Below are 24,278 nucleotides of genomic sequence, written 5' to 3'. Positions count from 1 at the left end.
GCGAGGCACCGAGTGGTGGGGCAAAGACCTTTTGGTTACTTTTGGCTGGGCCGGCATTCCGGGCGTTTGCCAAAAGTGACCCGCTGTAAGAGCGGAACCATAAGCCGCCGTTACCTAAATAACGGATATGTACTCAACCCCAACCCCTAGCGAAACCGCGCGATCACCGCCTCCACCACCGGGTTCGGCCGCTGGGTATTCCAGGCGACGGCCGTGGTCACCACATTGAGCTTCTGGCTCAACGCCCGAAACACCACATTGGCCGGCGCCAGCTTCTTCAACGACGCCGGCACCAACGCAATACCCTGCTCATAGCTGACAAACGCGATCTGCGAAGCCACCGACCGCACTTCATGCAGCACCCGAGGCGAAAACCCGCTGGCACGACAGGTAGCGATCAAATTGTCGAAATACACCGGACTGACGTTGCGCGAAAACATCACCAACGGCTCATTCGCCAGGCTCGACAAACTGATCCGCGTACGACTCGCCAACGGATGATCCACCGGAAGCGCCACCACCAGCCGGTCCTCCGTCAGCGGCAATGACTGCACCGAAGCCCCAAGGTCACCATCCAGCCGGGCAAACGCCAGGTCGATATCCCCGGCCTCCAGCGCCGGCAACGCCTCGACGCTGTCGATTTCCCGCACCGACACCGTGAGCTGCGGGTAATCAAGCTTCAGTTGCTCGATCAACCCCGGCAGCACATCAAACATCGCCGTGGAGATCGCGCCGATGGTCAACATCCCCGACTGCCCCGCCACCGCTTCTTCCACGGCGAGTTCCAGGCGCTCCAGCTGCTCGGCGAACTTGCGCACCGCCGGCAGGATCGCCGCGCCCACCGGAGTCAGCTTGGCCCCCCGTCGGGAGCGATCGAACAGCTTGACCTTGAGCGCCTGCTCCAGCACCTGGATCTGCTCGCTCAGCGGTGGCTGGGACATGCCGAGGCGCTTGGCCGCACGGCCAAAGTTCTGCTCTTCAGCCACGGCCAGGAACAACCAGAGGTGACGAATCAGGCGAAAGTTAATCATGGTCTTATCCATAGGTTAAGCGTATGCAAGGCTTCTGTACTTCGTAATATACCTATCATAGGCACTGCCTGACACTGGCCGCCTCCGTCACCCGAGGCTTGCCCATGACCCCTGACCGTTTGCTCGACCGCCTGGCCGCACTGGACACCAACACCGTGTCCGACGCCCTCGACTTTCTCGGCCTGCCCGGCGCCACGGTGGGCCTGCGCCCATTGTGGAACTGCCCGAAGATCGTTGGCCGCGCCAGTACCGTACTGCTCGGCCCCAAGTCCGACATCGCCCCGACCGTGCACTTGATCACCCCGGTGATCGAACAGGTCGCGACAGACGACCGGGTGCTGGTGATTGCCGGCGGTATCGAGGGCATTTCCTGCTGGGGCGACATCATCGCCAACGCGGCGTTGCGCAAACACATACGCGGTACGGTGATTGATGGTTTCAGCCGCGATATCGACGGCAGCGAAGCCATCAGCTATCCGGTGTACGGACGCGGCGTGACCATGATCAGTGCGCGCAACCGCGTGGTGCAGCTCGACGCCGGCGTGACCCTCAGCGTTGCTGGCGTAAGCGTCAGCGAGGACGACTACGTGATTGCCGATACCTGCGGCACGGTATTCGTGGCCCAGGCGGTGATCGAAAAGGTCCTGGACCTGGGCGAGCGCATTGCCCGCCGCCAGGACGGCATGGTGCAGGCCGTGCGCAGTGGGCGCTCTGTGGTCGAGGTGATGCACGACGCACAGTTTGAGGCGATCAGCCGATGAGTACCGATATCCAGCGGCTGAACCCGCGCCTGGCCAGCGCACAACCGTCTGCCACCTATCGCATCATGGACCGCGTCGCCGAACGCCGGGCGCAAGGCGCGCAGATTATCTCGCTGTGCGCCGGCGAACCGGATTTCGACACCCCGGCGCATATCCGCGAAGCCGCGATCCAGGCCATTGAAACCGGGCATACCCGCTACACCCAGGTGGCCGGTGCGCGGGCCCTGCGGGAGGCGGTGGCGGCGAAGTTCCGGCGCGAAAACGGCCTGGACGTGTCCTGGCAGGACACCCTCGTGTGCAACGGCGGCAAGCAGGTGATCTACAACGCCCTGGCAGCCACCCTCAATGAAGGCGACGAGGTGATCGTGCCCGCGCCGTACTGGGTCAGTTACCCGGAGATGGTGCAACTGTGCGGCGGCGAAGCGCGCATCGTCACCTGTGATGCCGACAGCGGTTTCAAGCTGACACCCGAGGCCCTGGCCGCTGCAATGACCCCGCAGACGCGCTGGCTGATCCTCAACTCACCGTCCAACCCCACCGGTGCGGTGTACAGCCAAGACGACTTGCGGGCACTCGCCGAGGTGCTGCTGGCCCACCCGCAGGTGCTGATCCTGGCCGATGACATTTACGAGCACCTGATCTTCGACGGCCAGGCCTTTCATACCCTGGCCCAGGTTGAGCCGCGTTTGGCACCACGCACATTGACCATGAACGGCGTGTCCAAGGCCTATGCCATGACCGGCTGGCGCATCGGTTTCGCCACCGGCCCACGCTGGCTGCTGGAGGCCATGGAAAAACTCCAGGGCCAGCAGACCTCCGGCGCCTGTTCGATCTCGCAACAGGCGGCCCTCGCTGCACTGGAAGGCCCCAGGGATTTCATCCGCGACAGCCGCCGGGTGTTCCAGGCGCGCCGGGACTTGATGGTCCAGTTGCTGAACGACACGCCAGGCCTGACGTGCATCAGCCCCGCCGGCGCGTTCTACGCGTTCGCCTCATGCGCCGTGCTGATCGGGCGCACCTCGGCGGGCGGGCGGCTGCTGCGCAGCGATGAAGACGTGGCCCTGGCGCTGCTGGATGAGGCCAATGTAGCCGTGGTGCATGGCAGCGCCTTTGGCCTGGGGCCGTACATCCGCATCGCCTATGCCCTGGATGACAAGTCGTTGCGCCAGGCGTGCGAGGCAATCCGCGGCTTCTGCAGCAGCTTGCTGGCAGAAGAATAAAAGTGATGAGTTCACATAGATAAATATCGCTAATGGTGGCGTGCGCCCCTTCTTAAGATTAAGGCCGAACAGGACAACACTCACAACAACAAGGTCCGCCCCCATGTCTATGCCTGAAGTCATAAAACCCGCTGTGCGCAGCCAATACCGCTGGGTGGTTGCTGCGCTGATTTTCCTGATCTACACCGTGGCCGCCGCCGACCGGGCCAACCTCGGCGTGGCGCTGCCGTTCATTCGCCAGGAATTTGCAATGAGCAACGCCCAGGCCGGTGGCCTGGTCAGCCTGTTCCTGCTGGCTTACGCCCTGGCACAACTGCCGTCGGGCTTTGCCTTCGGCCGCTTTGGCGTCAGCCGGATCCTGCCGGGGGCCATGGTGCTGACCTCCCTGTTGACCGGGCTGGTGGGCACCGCCAGCTCACTGCTGGCACTGAAACTCTATCGCCTGGGCCTGGGTATCGCCGAAGGCCCGCTGCCCATCAGCATGACCACCACCATCAACAACTGGTTTCCGGCACGGGAAAAAGGCACCGCGTCGGGGATCTTTTTATCGGCCGTGAAGTTCGGACCGGTGATCGTGCCGCCGCTGTGCGCCGTGATCATTTCGGTGTGGGGCTGGCGCGAGATTTTCTACTTCTTTGCGATCCCGGGCATCGTGCTGGCGGTGGTCTGGTACTTCATGGTCACCGACCATCCGTCCCGCAGCCGCTTCGTCAACCAGGCCGAACTTCAATACATCGTCGAAGACACCGCAATCGCCCAGACCGCCCGTGTGCACAAGACGCCGGCGTGGGTGAAAAAGCTCGACCGGGTGATCCGCACCCGCGATGAAAAGCCCCTGGAAACCAACCGTCAGGTTTTCACCTCATGGAATATCTGGGGGTGCGCCACCAGCTACTGCTTCCAGCTCGGTGTCTCCAGCGTGCTGCTGGCGTGGATTCCCACCTACCTGATGACCGTCAAGCAGTTTTCGATCATGAACATGGGCCTGGTCTCGGCAGCGCCCTGGGTGGGCGCGGTGCTGGGCAACTTGCTGGGCGGTTTCTGCTCGGACCGCCTGATGGGCGGGCGCCGCAAGCCGGGCATGTTGCTGTCGGCGGTCGGCACCTCGCTGATGATGTACCTGCTGATCAACTCACCGGCCGAGCCCCTGCCCTACGGCTTGCTGCTGATGCTGACCGGCGTGGTGCTGAGCCTCGGCTTCTCGTCCTACATGGTCTACCCGATGGGCCTGACCACCAAGAAGACCTTCCCGATCTCCAACGCCATCGTGAACATGATCGGCCAGTTGGGCGCCGCCGCCACGCCCTTCATCACCGGCCTGCTGCTGGACAACTACGGCTGGAACTACGTGTTCGCCTGGCTGGCGATCGGCTCGTTCATCAGCTTCATCATTTTGCTGACCATTGCCGAGCCCCGCCCGGCCTCCAGCCACCCGACCTGATTTGTCACCACCACGAGGAGTTATCCATGTCACCCCAAGACCAAGAATTGGTTGCCCTGTTTGCCGGCCTGGACACCCCGGGCGTGTCCGACGCCCTGGACAAGCTAGGCCTGCCCGGCCAATGCCTGGGAATCATGCCCCTGGACAACTATCGCCAGGTGGTGGTCGGCCCGGCCTTCACCGTGCGCTACGTCAGCGCCAGCACCCCGCCGGGCACCGTAGGCGACTTTATCGATGACGTGGCCGAAGGCGATGTGGTGGTGATCGACAACGACGGACGCACCGACTGCACGGTGTGGGGCGACATCATGACCCAGTACGCCGGCAGCCAGCGGATCGCCGCGACGGTGATCGATGGCGTGTGCCGCGACGTGAGCAAGGCCCTGGGCGACGGCTACCCGCTGTTCACCAAGGGCCGGTTCATGCGCACGGGCAAGGACCGGGTTGAAGTGGAAGCAGTAAACCAGCCGGTGTCCATCGGCCAAGCCCGGGTGTGCGCCCGGGACATCGTGGTGGCCGACGCCAATGGCGTGGTGATCGTGCCGCGCGAGCGCGCCCATGAAGTGGCAGCCTGTGCACGCTCGATTGAAGCGGTGGAAGCGCGTATCCGGGCGCTGCTCGATGAAGGCAAATCCCTGCGTGAAGCACGGGCGGCGCTGGGTTATCACACCCTGCAACGCAAGGGCTGAAAGGTCCTTCAGTTGGCCGGTCGCAACAGCTGCATCTGCTGGCGGTAGTCATCCGTCACCTGCCGCGACTGGCTGCTGCTGGTAATCACCCTCGGTGTGATCAGCACGATCAGTTCGGTGCGATCCCTGGACTTGCTGGTGTTGCCAAACAACCAGCGCAGCCCTGGGATTTTCCCCAGGTACGGCACGGCACTGACGCTCTCGGCGTTGTCCTGCTTGATCAGCCCGCCGAGCAACACGGTCTGGCCGCTTTGCACCGCCACCTGGGTCGACACCGAACGTGTGGAGATGCGCGGGTTGTTGGGTGTGTCGCTGCTGTTGGTGGTTTGGTTCTCGGCGTCGCTGACCTGTTGCTGGATGTCCATGTACACCAGGCCGCCCGGGTTGATCCGCGGCACCACGTCGAGGATCACCCCGGTCTGCACGTATTCGACGCTGCTCAAGGTGCTGTCGGCGTTGCCGGTGTTGACCGTGGTCTGGCTGATGGGGATGTTGTCACCCACCTGGATCTGCGCCGGCTGGTTGTTCATCACCACCAGCGATGGCGCCGACAGCACCTGGGTGCGGCCGTTGGTTTCCAGGGCGTGCAAGGCCACTTGCAGGTTGGAGCTGACGAAGGAATAGAACAGCGAATCCGCGCCCAATCCCGCACCGCCGCCACCCAGGGCGCCCTGGCTGCCAGGGGTATTGGCTACCGTGGTGCTGGTGGAGTTGCCCGCCAGGCGGCCCAGGTACCATTGCACCCCTAGGTCCAGTTCGCCGGTGAGTTTGACTTCGAGGATGCGCGTCTCGATCTGCACTTGCAGCGGCGGGTTGTCGAGGCGCTTGATCGCCGATTCGATCTCCTTCCACTGCACCGGTCGGGTGCGTACCAGCAACTGGTTACTGCTTTTTTGCGCGGTGATCCGGGTGCCGGCGTCGAGGCTTTTGGCAGCGCCCGGCTCTGCATTTTCACCGTCTTCGCTGGCGGCCGGGGCCTGGTCCTCATCGTCACTGACGGGCGGGCTATTGCTGCTGTTGTTCAAGCCACCGGAGGTGCCGCCGCTGGTGTTGAGTGACGACAAGGTCGCCGTGCGCAGCCCCGGCGCCACCTGGGCCGGCACATCGTCCTTGATCGCGCCGGTGCCGTAGATCTGCCGCAGGTATTTGGCGAGGTCCGTGGCCTTCATGTTGCGCACGTCGTAGACGTACATCTGCGGCTCGTTGCCGCCGCCTTCATCGATGGTGTGAATCCAGTCGCCAACTTCACTGAGGTACTGCGGCTGGGACGAGATCGCCACCACCGAATTGGTCCGCTCGATGGGCAGGAAGCGCACCATGCCCGCCAGGGGCATGCCGCTGTCGGGGCCAAACATTTTTTGCAGCTCGGGCATCAACTCGGCCACCGAGGCCCGTTGCAAACCGAACACCCCCACCGACATCCCCTTGAGCCAATCGACGTCGAAGGTGTCGATGGTGTCCTGATAGTTGGCCAACTCATCCGGCGTACCGGCCAGGCTCAGCACGTTGCGCGCCGGATCCACCAGCAGGAATGCGTTTTCCCGGGCGAACGGCTTGAGCAGTTTCTGCATTTCCGTGGCCGAGATATAGCGCAGCGGAAACAGCCGGGCCGAGAGCCCGCTGGAGGGTTGCGACACGCTCATTTCCGGCACCAGCTTGCCCGGCACCGCCTGGTTGGCGGGCAGGATCACGTAGCGCTGGCCCTGGCGGATCATCGCGTTATCGGTCCAGGACAACAGGGTTTCGAGGATCGACAGCGCCTGCTGCTTGCTCACCGGCTTTGAGGTGGAGAAGCTTACGTTGCCTTTCACACCCTGGGCGATGCTGTAGTTCTCGTGCAGCAGGTCGCCCATGACGCTGTTGATCACCGCCTCAATCGGCTGGTCGGCGAAGTTGAACACGATGTCGCCGCTGGCTTCATCCTTGACCGCCGGCGCAGGTGCGGGCTGGCGCACGAACTGCTGGTTACCGCGAATCAACTGGCGCTGGGGCGGCGTAGGCGCCTGGGGTTGGCGGCTGTCGGCCGCAGGCGACTCGCTGGCCGGGTCCACGGGCGGCCGTTGCGAACCGGTGCCCTGCATCGCCTCGTGAAGCAAGGCATCGTCCGGGTCGAGGTGATCGGGGAATGACCCACAGCCGCCCAAGGCGACGGCGGTGGCCAGGCAAAACACGCTGGTGCGCAAGGCGCTAGGGGAAGTATCGATCAAGGGGCGGGCTCGTAAGGAAGGGAAATCGGTGGTGTGGTGGAAGGCGGCGGCAAACGCGGAACGCTGAGGCTCAGGGTTTGCGTGCGGCCATCCAGCACAAAACGGGCGTGCAGCGGTGTCAGGTGTTCCAGGCGCCAGCCGTTGGGCAGAGTCTGGCCTTGGTGGACCTTGAGCGGCGGGCCCTCGTCACGCTTGAGCAGCGCGACGCGCAGGTCGCCGTCGAGCAGCACGCCGGTCAGCTTCAGGCTCGACAGGCTGGAAATCTCGGCCTGGCCAACGGCGGCATCGGGGCTGCGGTCGGGGCTGAACAGCGGCGCCTGCCAGGTGCCGGCGAGGCTTTCCAGGGTCGCACTCGGGGCCACGTGAACCTTGGCCGAAGCATTGGCGCGCACGGCGGAGGCAGGCTCATCCAACCACTGCGGCGCGTCGCCGATGCTGCTCAAGATGCCCACCATCAGCAGGCCCAGCAGCCCGGCCACACCGAGCAATCCCCACTCGAGGGGGCGCAATGAATTGATCATCGGCGGGCCTGCGTGGCGGCTGCCGGTTGCAGATAACCGCGCACCAACAGGTGCACCACCAGCTTTCCGGCACCGCCGCTGGCGGGGGCATTCGGCCCGCGACGGACGCTCATTTCATCCACGAACAGGAACGGTCGCTGGTACTCCAGCTCATGCAGGATCGCGGTCAGAGGTTCGATGGCGCAGTTGAGGGTCAGGCTGACTTTGACCTGGCGATAGGGCTCGGTGTCGTCCTGCTCCGGGGTGATGGGCATGCGCTGGGTCAGGCTGCAGCCGCCGCCGAGGCCGGCGCGGCTGTTGATCAGGTCGGCGATGCGCTGCATCAGGTCCGCCGCCACGGCGCTGGGGTCGTCCCCCGGCAACAGGCTGGTGCTGCTGGCCGGGTCCTGGCGGGCTTGCTCCAGTTGCTCACGCAAGGCGGCGCCTTGGTGCAGCAGGCCCGCATAGCGTTGCTGTTGTTCGCGCAGCTGTTCGGCCTGCTCGCCCATGGCACGCAATGGCCCGGCGAACCAGCTGTCGATCAGCAGCCAGTAACCGCCGCCCAGCACCAGCGCCAGGACCAGCAAGGCGGCGCCGCGACGCTCACGGGGTGTCAGTGGTCGACGCATCGGCGGCCTCCTGGTGCAAGTGGGCGCGCAGGGAAAACTGATCCTTGCCGGTTTGCGCATCGGGTTGGATCACCCCTTCGAACTGGGGGTTTTCCAGGCTGTGGCACGCCTTGATCCGAGTGATCAGGGCACTCGCCTTGGCGCTTTGCCCGGAGAAGGACACGTCGGCGCCGTTGTTGACGTCCAACTGGTCGATCCAGGTGTCGGCGGGCAGGCAGGCGGTCAGCTCGTTGAGCAACGCCGCCAACGGCGGTTGTGCCGACTTGCGGCGAATCAGGTACTGCGCGGCGCCACGGGTATTGAGCAGTTGCTGGCGCAGGCTCTGGACCTCGGCGACCTGGGCTTTCTGTTGTTGCACCTGCGCCTGCATGACGTCGAGCACCCGCTGGCGGTCGTTGAGCCACAGCAGCATCGCGGCAATCAGCAAGGCGCCGCACAGCCAGGGCAGGCTGCGTTGCAAGCCCTTCCCGGCCGGCCGCTGGCGTGGGCGCAACGGCGCCGGCAGCAGGTCGATGCCCATTGGCCCGTCCACATCCACCGCATGGGGCTGCAAGCCGAGAGCAGCGCAGTCCAACAGGATTTGATCCAGGCGCTCCCGCAGGATGGCCACCAGGGTCACTTGCACATGCGTGGCGGTGCGCCGTTCCTGACGGGCCACGAAGTACAACTGTTCAGCTTCGAACGGGGTAAAGCGGTCCAGCTCATAACCCACCACGGTCGACAGGTTGCGCGCGACCGCCAGGGGCAGTTGCAGGGTTTGCAGCAACACCGCCGAGGGCGCGAGCACCAGCACCTGGCGCACCTCGTCGGCAGGTTTTGCCACCGGCTCGGTCAACGGCCAGTGGTAGCGGTGCTCGGGGATGTCACGGACCGAAAGCCACGCCGGCAGGCAGCCACGCAGCTCCTTGAGCCACAGGCGCCAGCCCACTTGCAGCAAGCTGCCGCGCCAGCGCCGGGTGAGCGGTTCGGCCAGCTGTTGAAGGCGCGCCACTGGCGCCGAAAGGTATGGATTCATTCTTGCCAACGCAGCACCCGATAAGGTTGTGCGCTTCCCTCCGATGGGCTCAATAAAACCGTGGTTCGTAACCGGGCGTGGTAACCGCCGGGGCGTTGTGCGCGGCTGTCGATCACCAGCACGTCACCGGGGTCGGCCCCTACTGCGCTCTGCCGGGGCAGGTTCAGCGCCTGGCGCATCAAGGGGCTGGCGAAAGCGGGATCGGGCCGGTCCAGGCCGCTCCACAAACTGATTTCCGGGGCCAGCCGGCTGTACAGCGCCTGGGTCATGCCGGGCAATTGCCGCACTTCCTCCACCACGCGGAACGGCGCCAGGCCTGCGTTGCGCCGCATTTCCAGGTCCCCGGCGAGCCGGCTGGCCTGGGCCTGGGTGGCACCGCAGGCCAGGGCCAGGCGGGCAAAGTCAGCGGCCTCGGCGCTGTTCAAATACAGCTTGCCGCGCTCGCTGTGCAGGCTCACGTGAAGCTGTGCGTCATCAAATACCAGCGGCATTTCACGGCCGTCGGCGATCCATTGCTTGCGTTGCAGCGGGTCGGCCAGGGCCTGCATGGCCAACGCCACGCCCGCCTCCGCCGCCAGCAGCGCCTGGGTATGCTGGCGATGCCACAGGGCCTGGCGGCTTTCCAGTTGTACCCAACCGGCCAGGCCGCCCAGCAGCAAGCTGAGCAACGCCAGTACCCACAGCACCAGCAGCAATGCAACGCCGCGCTGACGCTTCATTCGCCTGATGCTCCGCTGGAGAGGTTCAGGCGCAAGGCAACCACTTGGGTGACCCACGGCACCGGTCCGTTGACTTGTGCTGCAATGCGTACCGCATAAGGCAGGCGTTTGGTCCACGGCCAGTCACTGATCCAACCGGTGGCCTGGCCCTTGGGCGACAGGCCGCGATAGCTGAATTGCAGATCCTCGACGTTCTTCAGCAACACCTGCGGTTCGCTGCGGGTGGCCGGCACGCTCACTTGGGCATTGGACTCAAACCGTGCGAACGCCACCTGCAACTCGCGCTCGGTCAACTGCAAGGTGAAACGCTGGATACCGCCGCCGAGCACGCCCGGCAAGGTCGCGACGAATTGCAGGCGCTGGGGAGCGCCGACAAAAAAGCCGTTGGTCTGGCTGTCGTCCTCGGTCACGTCCAGGGGCAGCGCCTCGCTGATGGAAGTGCGCAGGAACTGTTGCGCGGCGCGACTTTCATCCAGGCTGACGGTGTAGCGCTGCGCCTTGAGTACTGCACGGTTGGCTCCCAGGAGCGCGCCGCCCACCAGGGCCAACAACACGCCCAGCAAGCTGAGCACGATCATGATTTCGAGCAACGTGAAGCCCCGCTGCTGCTTCACTGGAGGCTCCCGTCGCGGCTGGCGCGCAGTTTCAAGGTACTGAAATTTGCGCGGCGCGGACCTTCGCTGACGCTGAGATCGAGGCGAAACAAATGTGGCTGACCGATGCGGGTGGGCTGCTGGGCGACGCGCAGTTGCCAGGCAATGCCGTCCAGCTCGCCCTGGCGCACGCCACTGGCCAGGGGCCCCGACGCCTCCTGATCCATCACGCTCAAGGCGGTATGGGTCAGGCGGTCGCTGTGGGCCACCTGCAACAACGAGCGCGCGCTTTGGCCGAACGCGACCAGCAACACCGTGCTGCAGATCGCCATGAGGGTCAGCGCTGCGAGCATCTCCAGCAAGGTGAAACCCGACTGACGATTCATGGCAATGCCCTGGACTGCACGCTACCGGTCAGCCAGCCGACGTCGATGCGCCAGCGCCGCGTGCCATTGGCCAATAACAGGTTGCCGCCGGTAGAGCTGCCGTCGGGGTAAAACTCCACCGCAGCGCCTGCGTGTTCGGCGGTGTGCAGGGTCACTTGCAGATCGGCCGGCCAGTGCTTGATGGGTTGCCCCGGCGCCTGAAAGCTCAGCCGGGCCAAGTCGAAGACGGTCTTGGCCGACCTGCCGCTGACAATCGCCCGTGCCCGTGTGCTGCGCAGGGCATCCACCATCTGCCCGACCACCTGGCGCTCTTTCGTTACCCGCAGGCCTTGTTGCAGGCCAAATCCCACCAACCCGGCCGCGAGGCTGATCAATACGATCACCACCAGCATCTCCAGCAGGGTAAAGCCGCGTTGGAGGGCCGGCATTATTCCCAGTTGCCCAGGTCGGCGCTGTAGCCTTCGCCGCCGGGCTGGCCGTCCTGACCGTAGAAGATCAGGTCGAAGGCGCCATGTTCACCGGGGAAGCGATAGCCGAAGGCATGGCCGAACGGGTCCTTGAGGTCTGAGGGCTTGGCGTACGGTCCGGCCCAGCCGGCGGTGTTGCCGGGCTTGTCGACCAATTGCTGGAGGGTCTTGGGTGGCGAGCCGACGTCCAGGCCGTAGCTCTCGATCTTCATGCTCAGGCTGGCCAGTTGCGCCTTGCCCGCGCCGTATTTGCCCTTGTCGACGTTGCCGCCCACCTGGCGCACCACGATGGTCGCGACGATGCCCAGCAACACGATCACCGCGAGCATTTCCAGCAAGGTGAAACCGCCTTGGCGGCGGGCGGGTTTGAAACGGGTATGGCGCATCGGCTTGCTTCCTTGGGTCTTCATATATTGCTGGTCAGGCTCATCAGCGGCAGCATGATCGCGAGCATGATCACCGCCACCAGCACCGCCATGACCACCGTCAGGGACGGCACCAGGGCGGCGAGCAGGCGGTCGATGCCGCGCTTGGCTTCGACGTCGAACACGTCGGCGACCTTGAGCAGCATGCTGTCCAGTTCACCGGCCTGTTCGCCGACTTCAATCATTTGCAGGGCCAGGTCCGGCAGCAGCGGTTGGCTGCCAAATGCACTGGCCAGGGTGCCGCCGCCTTTCACCGACTCGGCGGCCTGGGCCACTTGTGCCTGCAAGGCACGGTTGGTGCAGACCTGGCGGGCGATCACCAGCGCTTGCAGCAGCGCCACGCCGTTGCTCAGCAAGGTGCCGAGGGTGCGTGCCAGGCGTGCGGCTTCGACCCGCTGCAACAGCGGGCCGATAACGCGGATACCCAGCACGCGCCGGTCGTACTGCTCGCGGTGTCGTGGGTTGCGCAGGCGTGCCGCCAGGGCCCAGACCGTCACGATCAACCCGGCAAAAACCGCCAGGCCATAGGCGCCGAGGAACTGCCCAAGGCCCAGGATCACTTCGGTGATCAACGGAATCGGCACACCCAGGTCCTTGAAGATCGGCACGAACTGCGGCACCACGTAAGCCAGCAACAGCGCCAGGGAACCGAGCACGCCCACCACCAGGAAGGCGGGATAGATCAGCGCGTTGATCACCTCGCCTCTCAATAACTGGCTGCGTTCCAGGTAGTCACTGAGTTGGCGCAGGGTGTTCTCCAGCGCACCGCCCGCCTCACCGGCACGGACCATGCTCAGGTACAGCGGCGAAAACTGGCTGCCCTCCTCTTCCAGCGCTGCCGACAATGGCTTGCCGGCCTTGACGTGCTCGCGGATACGTTCGATCAGCGCTCGGGTCTGCGGCTGGCCGGGCTGCTTGAGCAGGATGCCCAGCGAGCGTTCCAGCGGTTGGCCCGCGCCCAGCAGGGTGGCCAGTTGCTGGGTAAAACTGACCAGCGCCGCGCCATTCAACTGGCCGCGCCCGAAGGCATTGCGCAGCCCTTGGGCACCGGCGGCATCGATGTGCAATAACAGCAGGCCACGCTTGTGCAGCGCAGCGACGGCGGCGGCCTGGTCCTTCGCTTCGAGGGTGCCGTTCTGCGCGACGCCCTGGCTGTCCAGGGCGCGGTATTTGAACAGGCTCACGCGCCCTCTCCACGGGTGACGCGCAACACTTCTTCAAGGGACGTGACACCGGCCACCGCCTGGCGCAGGCCTTCTTCATGCAGGGTGCGCAAGCCACCACGGCGGGCGGCCTGTTCGAGGGTCGCGGCGTCGGCCTGGCGCATCAACAAGCTGCGCAGTTCGTCATTCATCACCAGCAATTCGGTGATTGCACTGCGGCCGTGGTAACCGCCGCCGGCGGCGTTGGCGCGAGGCCGGTAAAGCAGGATCGGGCGCTGCTCGGTGAAGCGGTCAAGGCCGTGTTCCTCGATCAGCTCCGGCGGGGCTTCGAACGCCTCACGGGTCGCCGGGTCGAGGCGGCGCACCAGGCGCTGCGCGAGGATGCCATTGACGGTCGAGGCGATCAGGTAGCTCTCCACCCCCATATCCAGCAGGCGCGTGATACTTGCTGCGGCACTGTTGGTGTGCAGGGTCGAGAGCACCAGGTGGCCGGTCAGGGAGGACTGGATGGCGATGCGGCAGGTTTCGAGGTCGCGGATTTCACCGATCATGATCACGTCCGGGTCCTGGCGCACGATGGAGCGCAGCGCGCCGGCGAAGTCCAGCCCAATGGCGGGTTTGACCTGGATCTGGTTGATGCCTTCCAGCTGGTATTCCACCGGATCTTCGACGGTGATGATCTTGCGCTCGGCGGTATTGAGCCGCGACAACGCGGTATAGAGCGTGGTGGTTTTACCCGAGCCGGTGGGCCCGGTGACCAGCAGGATGCCGTGGGGTCGCTCGAGCACTTCAAGGAAGGTTTCCAGGCGCTGGCCGTCAAAGCCCAGGCTCTGGAAATCGAACTGCACGGTCTGGCGGTCCAGCAGGCGCATCACCACCGACTCGCCAAAACTGGTGGGCACCGTGGATACCCGCAGGTCCAGTTCCTTGCCCTGGATGCGCAACATGATCCGGCCGTCCTGCGGCAGGCGGCGCTCGGCGATGTCGAGGCGCGCCATGATCTTGACCCGGGAAATCACCGCCGCCGAGGAACTCGCCGGCGGCGCTTCCGCTTCATGCAGCACACCGTCGATGCGGTAGCGCACCTTGAGCTGGTTTTCGAAGGGTTCGATATGGATGTCCGAGGCGCGGTGCTCCACGGCCCGTTGCAGGATCAGGTTGACCAGGCGAATCACCGGGGCTTCGGAGGCCATGTCCTTGAGGTGTTCGATGTCTTCCAGGGCGCCACCCTGTTCATCGAGGTTTTCGATCAGGGTGCCCATGGCGGAACGGCCCTGGCCGTAGTAACGCTCGATCAGGGTTTCGACTTCGTTGCGCGGCCCGACCGCCAGCCACACCGGCACGCCGCACGCGTACGCCAGGGCCTGGAACGGATACAGCAGCGCCGGGTTGGCCGCCAACACCCGCACACCACCGTGGCTCCAGCCCACCGGCACCACCTGGTAATGGCGCATGAAGCGTTCGGTCAGCGCCGGCAGCGGGTCGAGCACGGGCGGTGCGGCGTCCGCCAGCAGCAACGGCGCGCCGAGCAAATCGGCCCAGGCCCGCGCCAGTTCCACTTCGGAAACCAGCCCCAGGCGCGTCAGCAGGCCGAGCAGTTCGGGGTCGTCGGATTCCTGGGATAACCGTCGAGCACGTTCCAGGTCGACGGTTTTCAGACCGGCTTTTCGCATCAGCCACGCGCACACTTGTTCGGCATCCGGAATCTGCATTCGGCATGCATCGATGGGCATTGACGGTATCGGCTGGGGCATCTGCACAAGTCTGAGGGGCTATTTAAAAACCTGTTCCGTGGCACGCGCCGGAACAAGGGCATCCACACTTAGTTGGAGGTTTTTAGCGCAAGCGCTGTCATGACAAGGTACGGACCCTACACCAAAACATTTTGTATTACAGCCCACTTAAGTTATGGCCTTTTAGAACTACCAATAGGCGCCATTAGTTAGCCATGACCGTACACATGATGTTTAAAGCATCGACTGACATGTTTAAACTTAGTTCATCAGCGCAAGAAAATATCGCCAGCCTCACGCAAGATCTGGGTCTATCCCGGCACCTAATGGCAATCAATGATCAGTTCAATAGGCCACCTTGCAATATCACATGGACACTACTCAAAAGAACAACCCACCAAGTCATTGCACTTTTTAAATCGCGAAACTCACCGCACTAATTGCAATTAGCCATCGCTAAACTTGTCACCGAAGAAGAACTACCCACTGATAAAAAAGAGACGAGCGCACGCAATCAAACGCATGTTTCAGCGGCTGACCCTGAATAATCCGTTATCAGAAAATACCGAGAGTCAACGCAACATGGCCATGAGCCGCAACTGGACTCAGGCGCTCTCGCGCTCGATCAAGCGGCACTCCAGCAGGTTCAAGCGCTGCACCTCATCCTCAACCGGCAACACGCCCAGGCTTTCCAGTACCCGCGTTGCCGCCAGCACACCGATCTCCAGGGCGGGCGGCTTGATGGTGCTGAGACTGGGCAAGAGCATTTCGGCAAACGGGTAATCACCAAAGCCGAGCACCGCACACTCCTCGGGGATTCTCAGCCCTGCCCGTTGCCCCGCCAGCAAGCCACCGGCGGCCAGGTTGTCATTGGCGAAGATGATTGCGTCGGGCGGCGTGGCGGCGCTCATCAACACGTGCATCGCTTGCTTGCCCGCCTCAAACGGTGCGCGATCGGCGTCCGGGGCAAACACCCACGGCTGCATGCCCAGCTCAATCAGGGTCGCGCTGTAGCCATCCCGGCGTTCCAGTGCACTGAAGTCCCCCGGCGCGCTGTTCTGTACGAACGCGATGCGCCGATAACCCTTGCCATGCAGGTAGCGCGCAGCCGTCACGCCCACCTCGTAATGCGAGAAGCCAATCTGCAACGGCTCCCGCTCGGGTTGGTAATCCCAGGTTTCAACCACCGGGATATCCGCCTCGGCGATCATCTTCTCGGTGCCCGCGCTATGGAAGCGGCTGGTGAGCACCAATGCCGCCGGGGACCAGCCGAGAAACGCGCGCACTGCATTTTCTTCCTGCTCGGCGCTGAAGTAACTGGACGCCAGCAGCAATTGGTAGCCGTGGCGGCTGAGGGTATCGCTGAAGCCCTGGATGGTATTGGCGAAGATCGGCCCGGAGATGTTTGGAATCACCATCGCGACGATCCTGCCCCGCGCCGACGCCAGCCCACCCGCCACCAGGTTCGGCACGTAGCCCAATTCGGCAACCACCGCCGCGATGCGTTCGCGGCGTTCGGGCGAGACCTGCTCCGGCTGGTTGAAATAGCGCGACACGGTAATCGCTGACACACCGGCCTGGCGCGCCACGGTATTCAAGGTGACGCGGCCGGCACCACGGCGTTTCCGGGGTTTGTCTTCGCTCAAGGGACGATCCTGTTAAAAACCTAAAAGAATATAAAACTAATTTTTTAGTATTTGACGCTCTATATCGCACCTACCAATAATGCCGATGTTAGCGCTACCAAAGCGTTTTGTCTGCTACTCGCTCGAGCGAATGCCCAAGACGGATTCAACGGCGCTGTCGTCGCAGAACGGCAGCGGTTCAGGGCATTTTTCGAGCGGTCAGAGCATGCACACACATTCGGGGCAACCTCAAAAACTTTCGCAATCCATACGCGCCGCCACCGGGCGCCGCGCCCACCTGGGTTGGCTACTGGCGGGGCTCGCCGCCCTGCCCGTTCCCGCTGCATTCGCCGCCGACGACCAGGAACCCACCCTCAAGCCGGTCACGGTCACCGCCACCCGCCGCGAAGAGTCGCTGCAAAAAGTCCCGGTAGCAGTTTCGGTGCTCGATGGCGAACAACTGGAGCGTGACAATCGCAACGGCGTGGCGAGCATCGTCCAGCAGGTACCCTCGCTGAATTTCCGTACCGGCGCGTCGAACAAGGACACCTCGTTGTTCGTACGAGGAGTGGGCACGATATCCACCTCGCCCGGGGTTGAACCCACGGTGGCGACGGTGATTGACGGCGTGGTGTACGCCCGCCCCGGCCAGGCTACCCTGGACCTGCTCTACCTGGATCGTGTCGAAGTGCTGCGCGGGCCCCAGGGCACACTGTTCGGCAAGAACGCCTCGGCCGGCGTGCTGAATATCACCAGCAAGGCGCCGACGGCCGAGACCCACGGCTATATCGACCAGTCCTACTTCAGCGGCAATGAAAGCCGCACCCGCTTCGGCCTGGGCGGCAGCCTGATTCCCGGCACGCTGAAGGGCTCCATCAGCGGGCTGTTCGGCAGCTACGACGGTAACGTCGACAACAAGCACAACGGCCAGGAAGTGAACGGCTACAACCATCAGGGCCTGCGCGGCAAACTGGAGTTCACCCCCAACGACGACGTGAAACTGACCCTGATTGCCGACTACATGCAGTCCCACGACGATGCGCCAAATGGCGTGGTGAGCAAATCCCTGACCCCGGCGTTCGCCAACGCGCTGAACCCGGTGCGCGGGACCAGCGACAACCGCGACATCAACACCGACACCCGCAGCCACGTGGAGGACACCAACAAAGGCCTGTCTGCCCAACTGGACTGGAACCTCGGCGACTACACCCTGACCTCGATCACTGCCTGGCGCGGCTGGGACAACACCCAGTACCAGGACGGCGACCGCCTGGGCACCGTGACCGCCGCTTTCCCCGGCACCGCCGACAAAGGCCAACTGGCGTTCGACCAATACTCCCAGGAGCTGCGCCTGGCCTCGCCCAAAGGCGAATTCCTCGAATACGTCGGCGGCCTGTTCTACATGCACGGCAAGGATCAGGAAACCTACCAGCGCACCCTGACCACCACCACACGCACCGACCGCGGCATCGCCGACTACGGCACCACCAGCGACAGCTACGCGGTGTTCGGCGAGACCACGCTGAATTTCACCTCGGCCTTTCGTGGCATCGCCGGCCTGCGCTACACCCACGACGACCTGGAATACGATCACCGCCGTGTCTCCACCTCGGCCACCACTGTCAGCGGCATTCAACCGGCCACCAGCAGTTCCGGCTCGGTGGACGAAGACGGCTGGTCCGGCCGGCTGGGGGTGCAATACGACCTGAGCGACACCGTCACCAGCTACCTGACCTACTCGCGCGGCTACAAGGGCCCGGCCTACAACGTGTTCTTCAACATGCAGCCACGGGACACCGATGCGCTGAAACCGGAAACCTCCAACACCTGGGAAGTCGGGATCAAGGCCACCAGCTGGAACAATCGCCTGACCACCAACCTGGCGATCTTCCACAGCGACTACGACAACTACCAGGCGAACTTCTTCGACACCGTCGCCGGGCAAGTGGTGACGCGCTTGATCAACGCCGGGAGCGTCAGCACCGAAGGCGTCGAACTCGACTACGCGTTGCAGGCCACTCAACAACTGAAGCTCTCCGGCGCGCTGGCCTACACCCGGGCCCGCATCGATGAGTTCGCCTGCCCGCCTGGCGCGGCGGCGTCCTGCAACGTCAACGGCAAGCCGCTGCCCTTCAGCCCGGACTGGAAAAGCTACGTGCGCGCCGACTACAGCATCCCGCTGGATAACGGCCTGGATATCGAACTGGGTACCGACTACAGCTGGCAGAGCGAAGTGCAGTACGACATCAGCCAGAACGTCGACACCAAGCAAGGCGCCTACGGCATCTGGAACGCCAGCGTCGCCCTGGCCGACTACAGCAACGGCTGGCGCGTGGCCCTGCTGGCGAAGAACCTCACCGACAAGTCCTATTCACCGCTGCTGGCCAGTGGCGGCAGCTACATCTACCGCGCCGTACCCCGTGACGATGAACGTTACTTCGGCGTGCAACTGCGCAAGGATTTTTGAGCATGCCCCGTGAACTGAAACTCGGCGCTTTCCTGATGGCCACCGGGCACCACGTCGCTGCCTGGCGCCATCCCGATGTGCCGGCCAATGCCGGGCTGGATTTCGCCCACTACAAACGCCTGGCGCAAATTGCCGAAGCGGCGAAATTCGACGCGCTGTTCGTGGCCGACAGCATTGCCGCCGCCACCGGCGAAATTGCCAGCCGCATGGCGCGCTCGGATCACTTCGAGCCACTGACGCTGCTGTCGGCATTGAGCGTGGTGACCGAACACATCGGCCTGATCGCCACGGCCACCACCAGCTACAACGAGCCGTACCATGTGGCGCGCAAGTTCGCCTCACTGGATCATCTGTCCGGCGGGCGCGCCGGCTGGAACCTGGTGACCTCGGACAACGCCGCCGAAGCACAGAATTTTGGCCGCGACGAGCACCTCGGCCACGGCGAACGCTACAGCCGTGCCCGGGAGTTTCACCAGGTGGTGACGGGGCTGTGGGACAGCTGGGAAGACGATGCCTTTGTGCGCGACAAGGCGAGTGGCAGCTACTACGACCCGGCGAAACTGCATGTACTCGGGCATGTCGGCGAACACTTTCGTGTGAAGGGCCCGCTGAACGTGGCGCGCTCGCCCCAGGGCCAGCCGGTGATTGTCCAGGCGGGTTCGTCCGAGGCAGGCCGCGAATTGGCGGCACAAACTGCCGAAGTGGTGTTCACCGCCCAGACATCATTGGCCAATGCCCAGGCGTTCTATGCCGACCTCAAGGGTCGCCTGGCTCGATATGGGCGGGAACCGGATGCGCTGAAGATCATGCCGGGGGTGTTTGTGGTGGTCGGGCAGACAGAAACTGAAGCCCGGGACAAATTCGAGGCCTTCCAGCAGTTGGTCGAACCGCAGGTTGGCGTCGCGTTACTGGGGCGCATGCTGGGTAACTTCGACTTGTCCGGCTACCCGCTGGACGGCCCGCTGCCGGACCTGCCATTGACCGACAGCGGCCAGCGCAGCCGCCAGCAACTGCTGACCGAACTGGCGGGCCGCGAACAACTGAGCCTGGCGCAACTGGGCCGGCGCATCGCCGGTGGCCGCGGGCACTACAGCCTGATCGGCACACCCGCGCAGATCGCCGATGAACTGCAGCACTGGTTCGAGAATGGCGCCGCCGATGGCTTCAATGTGCTGGTGCCGCACCTGCCGGGCGGGCTGGAAGATTTCGCCCAAGGGGTGGTGCCGGAACTGCAACGGCGCGGCCTGTTCCGCACCGAATACGCCGGCACCACCCTGCGTGAAAACCTTGGATTGGCGCGACCGGCCAATCGCTTTGCGGAGAAACCGGCATGAGAATTCCTGCACTGTTGTTTGCGCTTTTTGCCCTGACTCAAACCGCAATGGCCGCCGAGCCGGCCACCCTGAGGATCGGCTACCAGAAAGGCTCGATCGCCCTGGTACTCGCCAAGGAACATGGCCTGCTGGAAAAACGCTTCGACCAGACGAAGGTGCAATGGATCGAATTCCCCGCTGGCCCGCAGATGCTCGAAGCCTTGAACGTGGGCGCGCTGGATGTGGCGTCCACCGGTGATATCCCGCCATTGTTCGCCCAGGCGGCGGGCGCCGACCTCGTCTACATCGGCGCTGAACCGCCCAAGCCGACGGCGGAAACCATCCTGGTGCAGGCCGACAGCCCACTGCACGGCATCGCCGACCTCAAGGGCAAGAAAGTCGCCTTCCAGAAAGGCTCCAGCTCCCACAACCTGATCCTGCGGGCCTTGAACAAAGCCGGCCTGAGCTACAAGGATATCCAGCCGGTTTACCTGCCACCGGCCGATGCCCGCGCCGCCTTCGAGCAAGGCAGTGTCGACGCCTGGGCAATCTGGGAGCCCTACTCGTCACTCGCCCTGAGCCAAAGCCCGAGCCGCGTCCTGGCCAACGGCGAAGGCTTGAACCTTTCTGGGCCGATCTATACCGCGCGCCGTGCATACGCAGAGGCCAATGGTCCGTTCATCCACGCCCTGCTCGATGAACTGAGCGCCGCCGAAGCCCTGACCCGCAGCCAGCGCGAAGAGAGCCTGCAGGTGCTGACCCGTTTCATGGGTTTGCCGGCCGGGGTGATTGCACGTTACGTCGACAACCGGCCGCCATCGCCGATCCTGCCGATTGATAAGCACATCATTGGGGCGCAGCAAGAGACGGCGGACCTGTTTTACCAGAACCGCCTGCTTCCCAAGCCCATCGATGTACAGAAGGCTATATGGCAGGCTCCTCAGAAGTCGACGGTGGCCGACAGCAAGTAAGTGCGCGGCGTCGACAAGGTCAACCCCGGCTCGCTGTCATCCGAGGCACCGGCCGAACTCCAGTAGCGCCGGTTGGCCACGTTCTCGACATTGGCCCGCAGGGTGATGTGCTTGTCGTCGACCTTGAAGGCGTAGCGTGCGCCGACATCAAGACGGGTCCAGGCGTCGATTTCCTTGACGTTGGACTGGTCCAGGTACTGCGAGCTGGAATAGATCCCGCGGCTGGTCAGGGTCAGGCCTTCAACAGTCGGCACGTCCCACTCCGCGCCCAGGTTGACGTTGTACTTGGGCGTGGCCGGCGCGCGGTTGCCGTCGTAGGTGCCGTTGGTGGTGTGGGTCAGTTCGCTGTCGATGTACATCACCCCGCCCAGCAGGCGGAAACCCTTGAGCGGCTCGCCGAACACGCTGAGTTCCACACCATCGTTTTGGCGCTTGCCATTGGGGCCGAAGACCAGCGTGGTGGCGTTGGTCTCGTAGGCCGGCTGCTTGATCCTGAATACAGCGGCCGTCACCGCGAACGCACCGGCGTCGTACTTGGCGCCGACTTCGACCTGACGGCTGATGAACGGTGGGAAGATTTCGTCATCGTTGACCGACGCCGACGGCGCGACCTTGCCCTGGCTCAGGCCTTCCATGTAGTTGGCGTACAACGAGAGCTTGTCGGTGGCCTTGAACAGGATGCCGCCGGACGGTGAAATTTTTTCCTCGTCGTAGGCGGTGTCGCCTTTGACGTTGTCGGTCCAGTCGTCGACCTTGACCCGCTGCCAGCGCGCACCGAGGGTCAGCAGCAACCGGTCATCGAAAAAACCCAGGGTGTCGGACAACGCCACACCGCTGAAACGGTTTTCGGTGTAGACCTTCGAGTCAAATCGCGTTGGCCGGCCAGGCGCGGGGGTTTCAACAGGGTTGTAGATATTGCTTGAACCCTGCGCATATCGCGCGCCGCCGTTTTCGAAGTCCATGTAGAAGTAGCTGGCCGCCAGGTTGACCTCATGGCTCACCGGGCCGGTATGGAACCAGTTGCGCACGCCCGCCGTGGCGGTGCGCACGTTTTCATCACGGGTGAAGTCGCGGGGCTGCACGCTGAAATCACCGGCGTTGTTGGCCACCGACACTGCATGGCGCAGGAAGTCATGGTTGCTTTTGCGCGCACCGACGCCGCCGTAGAGCATTACGTTGTCGCTGAGATCAAACTCGCCGTTGACCGTGCCGAAGGTGTCGTTGGTGCTTGCCTTGCTCCAGGGCTGCGCGTAGTTGTGGCGTACGTCGTTGGCACTCGGCACCCTGGCGTTGGGCCCGACTTGCACACGTTCCTGGGGGGCGTCGGTATCGCGCTCGGTGCGGCCGATGTCGGTGGAAAGTCGCAGGCGTTCACCGCGAAAATCCAGGCCCAGCACGGCCATTTCGCGGTCGACACTCTGGTGATCCCAGGCGGTGTCGCCGGACTGTTTCACGCCGTTGAAACGCAGGCCGAACTGGTTGTCTTCACCAAAACGCCGGCCGATATCCACGGCTCCGCCCGCCTGGCTGTCGGAGGCCCAACTGCCGGTGAGCGAGGTGATGGGTGTGTCGGTGGCACCCTTGGGCACCACGTTGATCCCGCCGCCCACGCTGCCCCGTGGCGAGATGCCGTTGATCAACTGGCTGGGGCCTTTGATGATGTCGACGCGCTCGGCCATTTCCATGTCGATGGTGTAGGTCGGCAATACGCCATAGAGGCCGTTGTAGGCGACATCACTGTTGAACAGGCTGAAGCCGCGAATGGTGAATTGCTCATAGCGCCCGCCGGCCGGGTTGGTGGCGCGCACCGAGGGGTCGCTGGCAATCAGGTCGCCAAGGGTACGCGCCTGTTGGTTCTTGACCGCCGCGCTGGTGTAGGTGGTCATGCTGAACGGGGTATCCATGAAGTCCTTCGAGCCCAGCAGGCCCTGGGAGCCACGGCGCGCCACCTGGCCACCAGCAAAGGACTCGCTGCCGGCATCGCCGGTGGCGCCGAGAATCGAGGTGGGCGCCAGTTGCAGGCTGCCGCCTTCGGGAACCGGGGTCAGCCTATAGGCCTGCTCGCCCATGGGCTGCAGTTGCAGGCCGGAGCCCTGGAGCAGGCGCGCGAAACCTTCTTCGACGCCGTATTCGCCGGACAACCCGCTGCTGTTGCGGCCGCTGACCAGCGCCGGGTCCACCGAGAGGTTGACCCCGGCCAGCCCGGCGAAACGGGTCAGCGCGGCACTCAGGCTGCCGGCCGGCACCTGGTAGCTGCGCCGGGACGCACCGTCTTCGGCATAGCTGATGGGAACGAACAACGGGCTGGCACTCAGGCTCAGCATGAGGCTGAGGTTCAGCAACGGGCGTATTGCGGGCATTGGAAGAAGCTCTCGATTTTGTTCACTTACCTGGGATGACCAGTCACGTGAAAAAAAGGGACAGGCTTCAGCCACTATTTTTTGATTATTACGGTTTGATGCCTTTGAGCTTCTGGAGCAGCTCCATCAATTGCTCCAGGGATTCCTCGCCGAACTGCTCCTGAATCTTCAGGTAATTGCTTTCCATCCCGGCGCTCATGTCGACGAAACACTGCTGGCCCTGTTCGGTCAGGGCGACGAACACCCGGCGCTGGTCTTCGGCGGATTTGCGCCGGCGCACGATGCCGTCACGCTCCAGCCGCCCCAGTACGCCGGTCATGCTCGGCTTGAGGATGCAGGCGAGGTGCGCCAGTTGGTGGCTTTCGAGTTCGCCTTGCTGGCGCAGGATGCGGATCACCCGCCACTGCTGTTCGGTCAGGTCATGTTCATTGAGCAACGGCCGGAAGAACGCCATGGTCGCTTCGCGGGCCTGGAGCAAGGTGAGCGTAAGGGACGGTCTGGGGGTGGGCATGGTTCACGCGCAATAGAGGTCGAAGCGACGAAGCTTAGAGTCGGTGTTCCGC

The 24,278-nt window shown here is 63.9% G+C and carries 22 protein-coding genes; 7 read left to right on the top strand and 15 right to left on the bottom strand.

Going from position 1 to position 24,278, the window contains the following annotated elements:
* Nucleotides 1-146: 146 nt before the first annotated feature.
* The gene (locus tag HX805_RS27935) at nucleotides 147-1,031 is read right to left on the bottom strand and encodes a LysR family transcriptional regulator (RefSeq protein ID WP_177117503.1); all 885 of its coding nucleotides are present in this window, start codon (nucleotides 1,029-1,031) and stop codon (nucleotides 147-149) included.
* Nucleotides 1,032-1,135: 104 nt separating this feature from the next.
* On the opposite strand from HX805_RS27935, the gene HX805_RS27930 reads away from it, so the two are divergent.
* The 4 genes from HX805_RS27930 (at nucleotide 1,136) to HX805_RS27915 (ending at nucleotide 5,142) form a co-directional block, all read left to right on the top strand.
* Nucleotides 1,136-1,792: an RraA family protein gene (locus HX805_RS27930; protein ID WP_008437212.1), complete on the top strand. Its 657-nt coding sequence runs from the start codon at nucleotides 1,136-1,138 to the stop codon at nucleotides 1,790-1,792.
* Nucleotides 1,789-3,012, top strand: coding sequence for a pyridoxal phosphate-dependent aminotransferase (locus HX805_RS27925; RefSeq protein WP_177117502.1), 1,224 nt, complete (start codon nucleotides 1,789-1,791; stop codon nucleotides 3,010-3,012). The genes HX805_RS27930 and HX805_RS27925 overlap by 4 nt, the downstream gene beginning before the upstream one ends.
* 103 nt (nucleotides 3,013-3,115) lie before the next feature.
* Nucleotides 3,116-4,453: an MFS transporter gene (locus HX805_RS27920; RefSeq protein WP_256344175.1), complete on the top strand. Its 1,338-nt coding sequence runs from the start codon at nucleotides 3,116-3,118 to the stop codon at nucleotides 4,451-4,453.
* A gap of 26 nt (nucleotides 4,454-4,479) precedes the next feature.
* Nucleotides 4,480-5,142: an RraA family protein gene (locus tag HX805_RS27915; protein ID WP_003209925.1), complete on the top strand. Its 663-nt coding sequence runs from the start codon at nucleotides 4,480-4,482 to the stop codon at nucleotides 5,140-5,142.
* Nucleotides 5,143-5,150: 8 nt separating this feature from the next.
* Here the strand turns inward: HX805_RS27915 and gspD are convergent, their stop codons facing one another.
* The 12 genes from gspD to HX805_RS27855 all read right to left on the bottom strand — a co-directional run bounded on the left by gspD (nucleotide 5,151) and on the right by HX805_RS27855 (nucleotide 16,625).
* The gene (gspD, locus tag HX805_RS27910) at nucleotides 5,151-7,349 is read right to left on the bottom strand and encodes a type II secretion system secretin GspD (protein ID WP_177117501.1); all 2,199 of its coding nucleotides are present in this window, start codon (nucleotides 7,347-7,349) and stop codon (nucleotides 5,151-5,153) included.
* Nucleotides 7,346-7,870: a general secretion pathway protein GspN gene (locus HX805_RS27905; protein ID WP_177117500.1), complete on the bottom strand. Its 525-nt coding sequence runs from the start codon at nucleotides 7,868-7,870 to the stop codon at nucleotides 7,346-7,348. Before HX805_RS27905 ends, gspD begins: the two co-directional genes overlap by 4 nt.
* Complete coding sequence (gene gspM, locus HX805_RS27900) at nucleotides 7,867-8,478, bottom strand: type II secretion system protein GspM (RefSeq protein WP_023659000.1); 612 nt, start codon at nucleotides 8,476-8,478, stop codon at nucleotides 7,867-7,869. Before gspM ends, HX805_RS27905 begins: the two co-directional genes overlap by 4 nt.
* Nucleotides 8,453-9,493 carry a PilN domain-containing protein gene (locus HX805_RS27895; RefSeq protein WP_177117499.1) on the bottom strand — a complete coding sequence of 347 codons (1,041 nt, stop codon included), beginning with the start codon at nucleotides 9,491-9,493 and terminating at the stop codon, nucleotides 8,453-8,455. Before HX805_RS27895 ends, gspM begins: the two co-directional genes overlap by 26 nt.
* Nucleotides 9,490-10,212: a type II secretion system protein GspK gene (locus HX805_RS27890; protein ID WP_087694939.1), complete on the bottom strand. Its 723-nt coding sequence runs from the start codon at nucleotides 10,210-10,212 to the stop codon at nucleotides 9,490-9,492. Before HX805_RS27890 ends, HX805_RS27895 begins: the two co-directional genes overlap by 4 nt.
* Entirely contained in the window at nucleotides 10,209-10,826 is a 618-nt protein-coding gene (locus tag HX805_RS27885) for a prepilin-type N-terminal cleavage/methylation domain-containing protein (protein WP_177022130.1), read from the bottom strand. Before HX805_RS27885 ends, HX805_RS27890 begins: the two co-directional genes overlap by 4 nt.
* Nucleotides 10,823-11,191 (bottom strand): type II secretion system protein, encoded by a 369-nt coding sequence (locus HX805_RS27880; RefSeq protein ID WP_177117498.1) that lies wholly within the window; start codon nucleotides 11,189-11,191, stop codon nucleotides 10,823-10,825. Before HX805_RS27880 ends, HX805_RS27885 begins: the two co-directional genes overlap by 4 nt.
* On the bottom strand, nucleotides 11,188-11,619 hold the full coding sequence (locus tag HX805_RS27875) for a type II secretion system protein (RefSeq protein WP_177117497.1): 432 nt from the start codon (nucleotides 11,617-11,619) through the stop codon (nucleotides 11,188-11,190). Before HX805_RS27875 ends, HX805_RS27880 begins: the two co-directional genes overlap by 4 nt.
* Entirely contained in the window at nucleotides 11,619-12,044 is a 426-nt protein-coding gene (gene gspG, locus HX805_RS27870) for a type II secretion system major pseudopilin GspG (RefSeq protein WP_003209911.1), read from the bottom strand. The genes HX805_RS27875 and gspG overlap by 1 nt, the downstream gene beginning before the upstream one ends.
* Before the next feature lie 20 nt (nucleotides 12,045-12,064).
* A complete protein-coding gene (gene gspF, locus HX805_RS27865; protein ID WP_102605832.1) occupies nucleotides 12,065-13,267 on the bottom strand; it encodes a type II secretion system inner membrane protein GspF in 1,203 nt (400 codons plus the stop codon).
* Nucleotides 13,264-14,958 carry a type II secretion system ATPase GspE gene (gspE, locus tag HX805_RS27860; protein WP_003209908.1) on the bottom strand — a complete coding sequence of 565 codons (1,695 nt, stop codon included), beginning with the start codon at nucleotides 14,956-14,958 and terminating at the stop codon, nucleotides 13,264-13,266. The genes gspF and gspE overlap by 4 nt, the downstream gene beginning before the upstream one ends.
* A 626-nt stretch (nucleotides 14,959-15,584) precedes the next feature.
* A complete protein-coding gene (locus tag HX805_RS27855) occupies nucleotides 15,585-16,625 on the bottom strand; it encodes a LacI family DNA-binding transcriptional regulator (RefSeq protein WP_003209906.1) in 1,041 nt (346 codons plus the stop codon).
* 205 nt (nucleotides 16,626-16,830) lie between these two features.
* Here HX805_RS27855 and HX805_RS27850 point away from each other — a divergent pair, with 205 nt between their 5' ends.
* From HX805_RS27850 to HX805_RS27840, 3 genes are read left to right on the top strand one after another with little or no spacing between them, the layout of a single operon-like run.
* The gene (locus tag HX805_RS27850) at nucleotides 16,831-19,071 is read left to right on the top strand and encodes a TonB-dependent receptor (RefSeq protein WP_177081971.1); all 2,241 of its coding nucleotides are present in this window, start codon (nucleotides 16,831-16,833) and stop codon (nucleotides 19,069-19,071) included.
* A gap of 2 nt (nucleotides 19,072-19,073) precedes the next feature.
* Nucleotides 19,074-20,405 (top strand): LLM class flavin-dependent oxidoreductase, encoded by a 1,332-nt coding sequence (locus tag HX805_RS27845; protein WP_102605829.1) that lies wholly within the window; start codon nucleotides 19,074-19,076, stop codon nucleotides 20,403-20,405.
* Nucleotides 20,402-21,355 (top strand): sulfonate ABC transporter substrate-binding protein, encoded by a 954-nt coding sequence (locus HX805_RS27840; protein ID WP_177081972.1) that lies wholly within the window; start codon nucleotides 20,402-20,404, stop codon nucleotides 21,353-21,355. The genes HX805_RS27845 and HX805_RS27840 overlap by 4 nt, the downstream gene beginning before the upstream one ends.
* On the opposite strand, the gene HX805_RS27835 is transcribed toward HX805_RS27840, so the two are convergent.
* Together HX805_RS27835 and hpaR are read right to left on the bottom strand one after the other, a co-directional pair.
* Complete coding sequence (locus HX805_RS27835) at nucleotides 21,325-23,715, bottom strand: TonB-dependent receptor (RefSeq protein WP_177117496.1); 2,391 nt, start codon at nucleotides 23,713-23,715, stop codon at nucleotides 21,325-21,327. The genes HX805_RS27840 and HX805_RS27835 overlap by 31 nt on opposite strands.
* An 88-nt stretch (nucleotides 23,716-23,803) precedes the next feature.
* Entirely contained in the window at nucleotides 23,804-24,226 is a 423-nt protein-coding gene (gene hpaR, locus HX805_RS27830; RefSeq protein WP_008437189.1) for a homoprotocatechuate degradation operon regulator HpaR, read from the bottom strand.
* Nucleotides 24,227-24,278 lie beyond the last annotated feature (52 nt).

Origin of the sequence: Pseudomonas sp. G5001, assembly GCF_013385475.1 — a bacterium.
Taxonomy (GTDB): Bacteria; Pseudomonadota; Gammaproteobacteria; order Pseudomonadales; family Pseudomonadaceae; genus Aquipseudomonas.
Note: the sequence above shows the minus strand (reverse complement) of the source record. Positions and strands in the feature narration are given on the sequence as shown.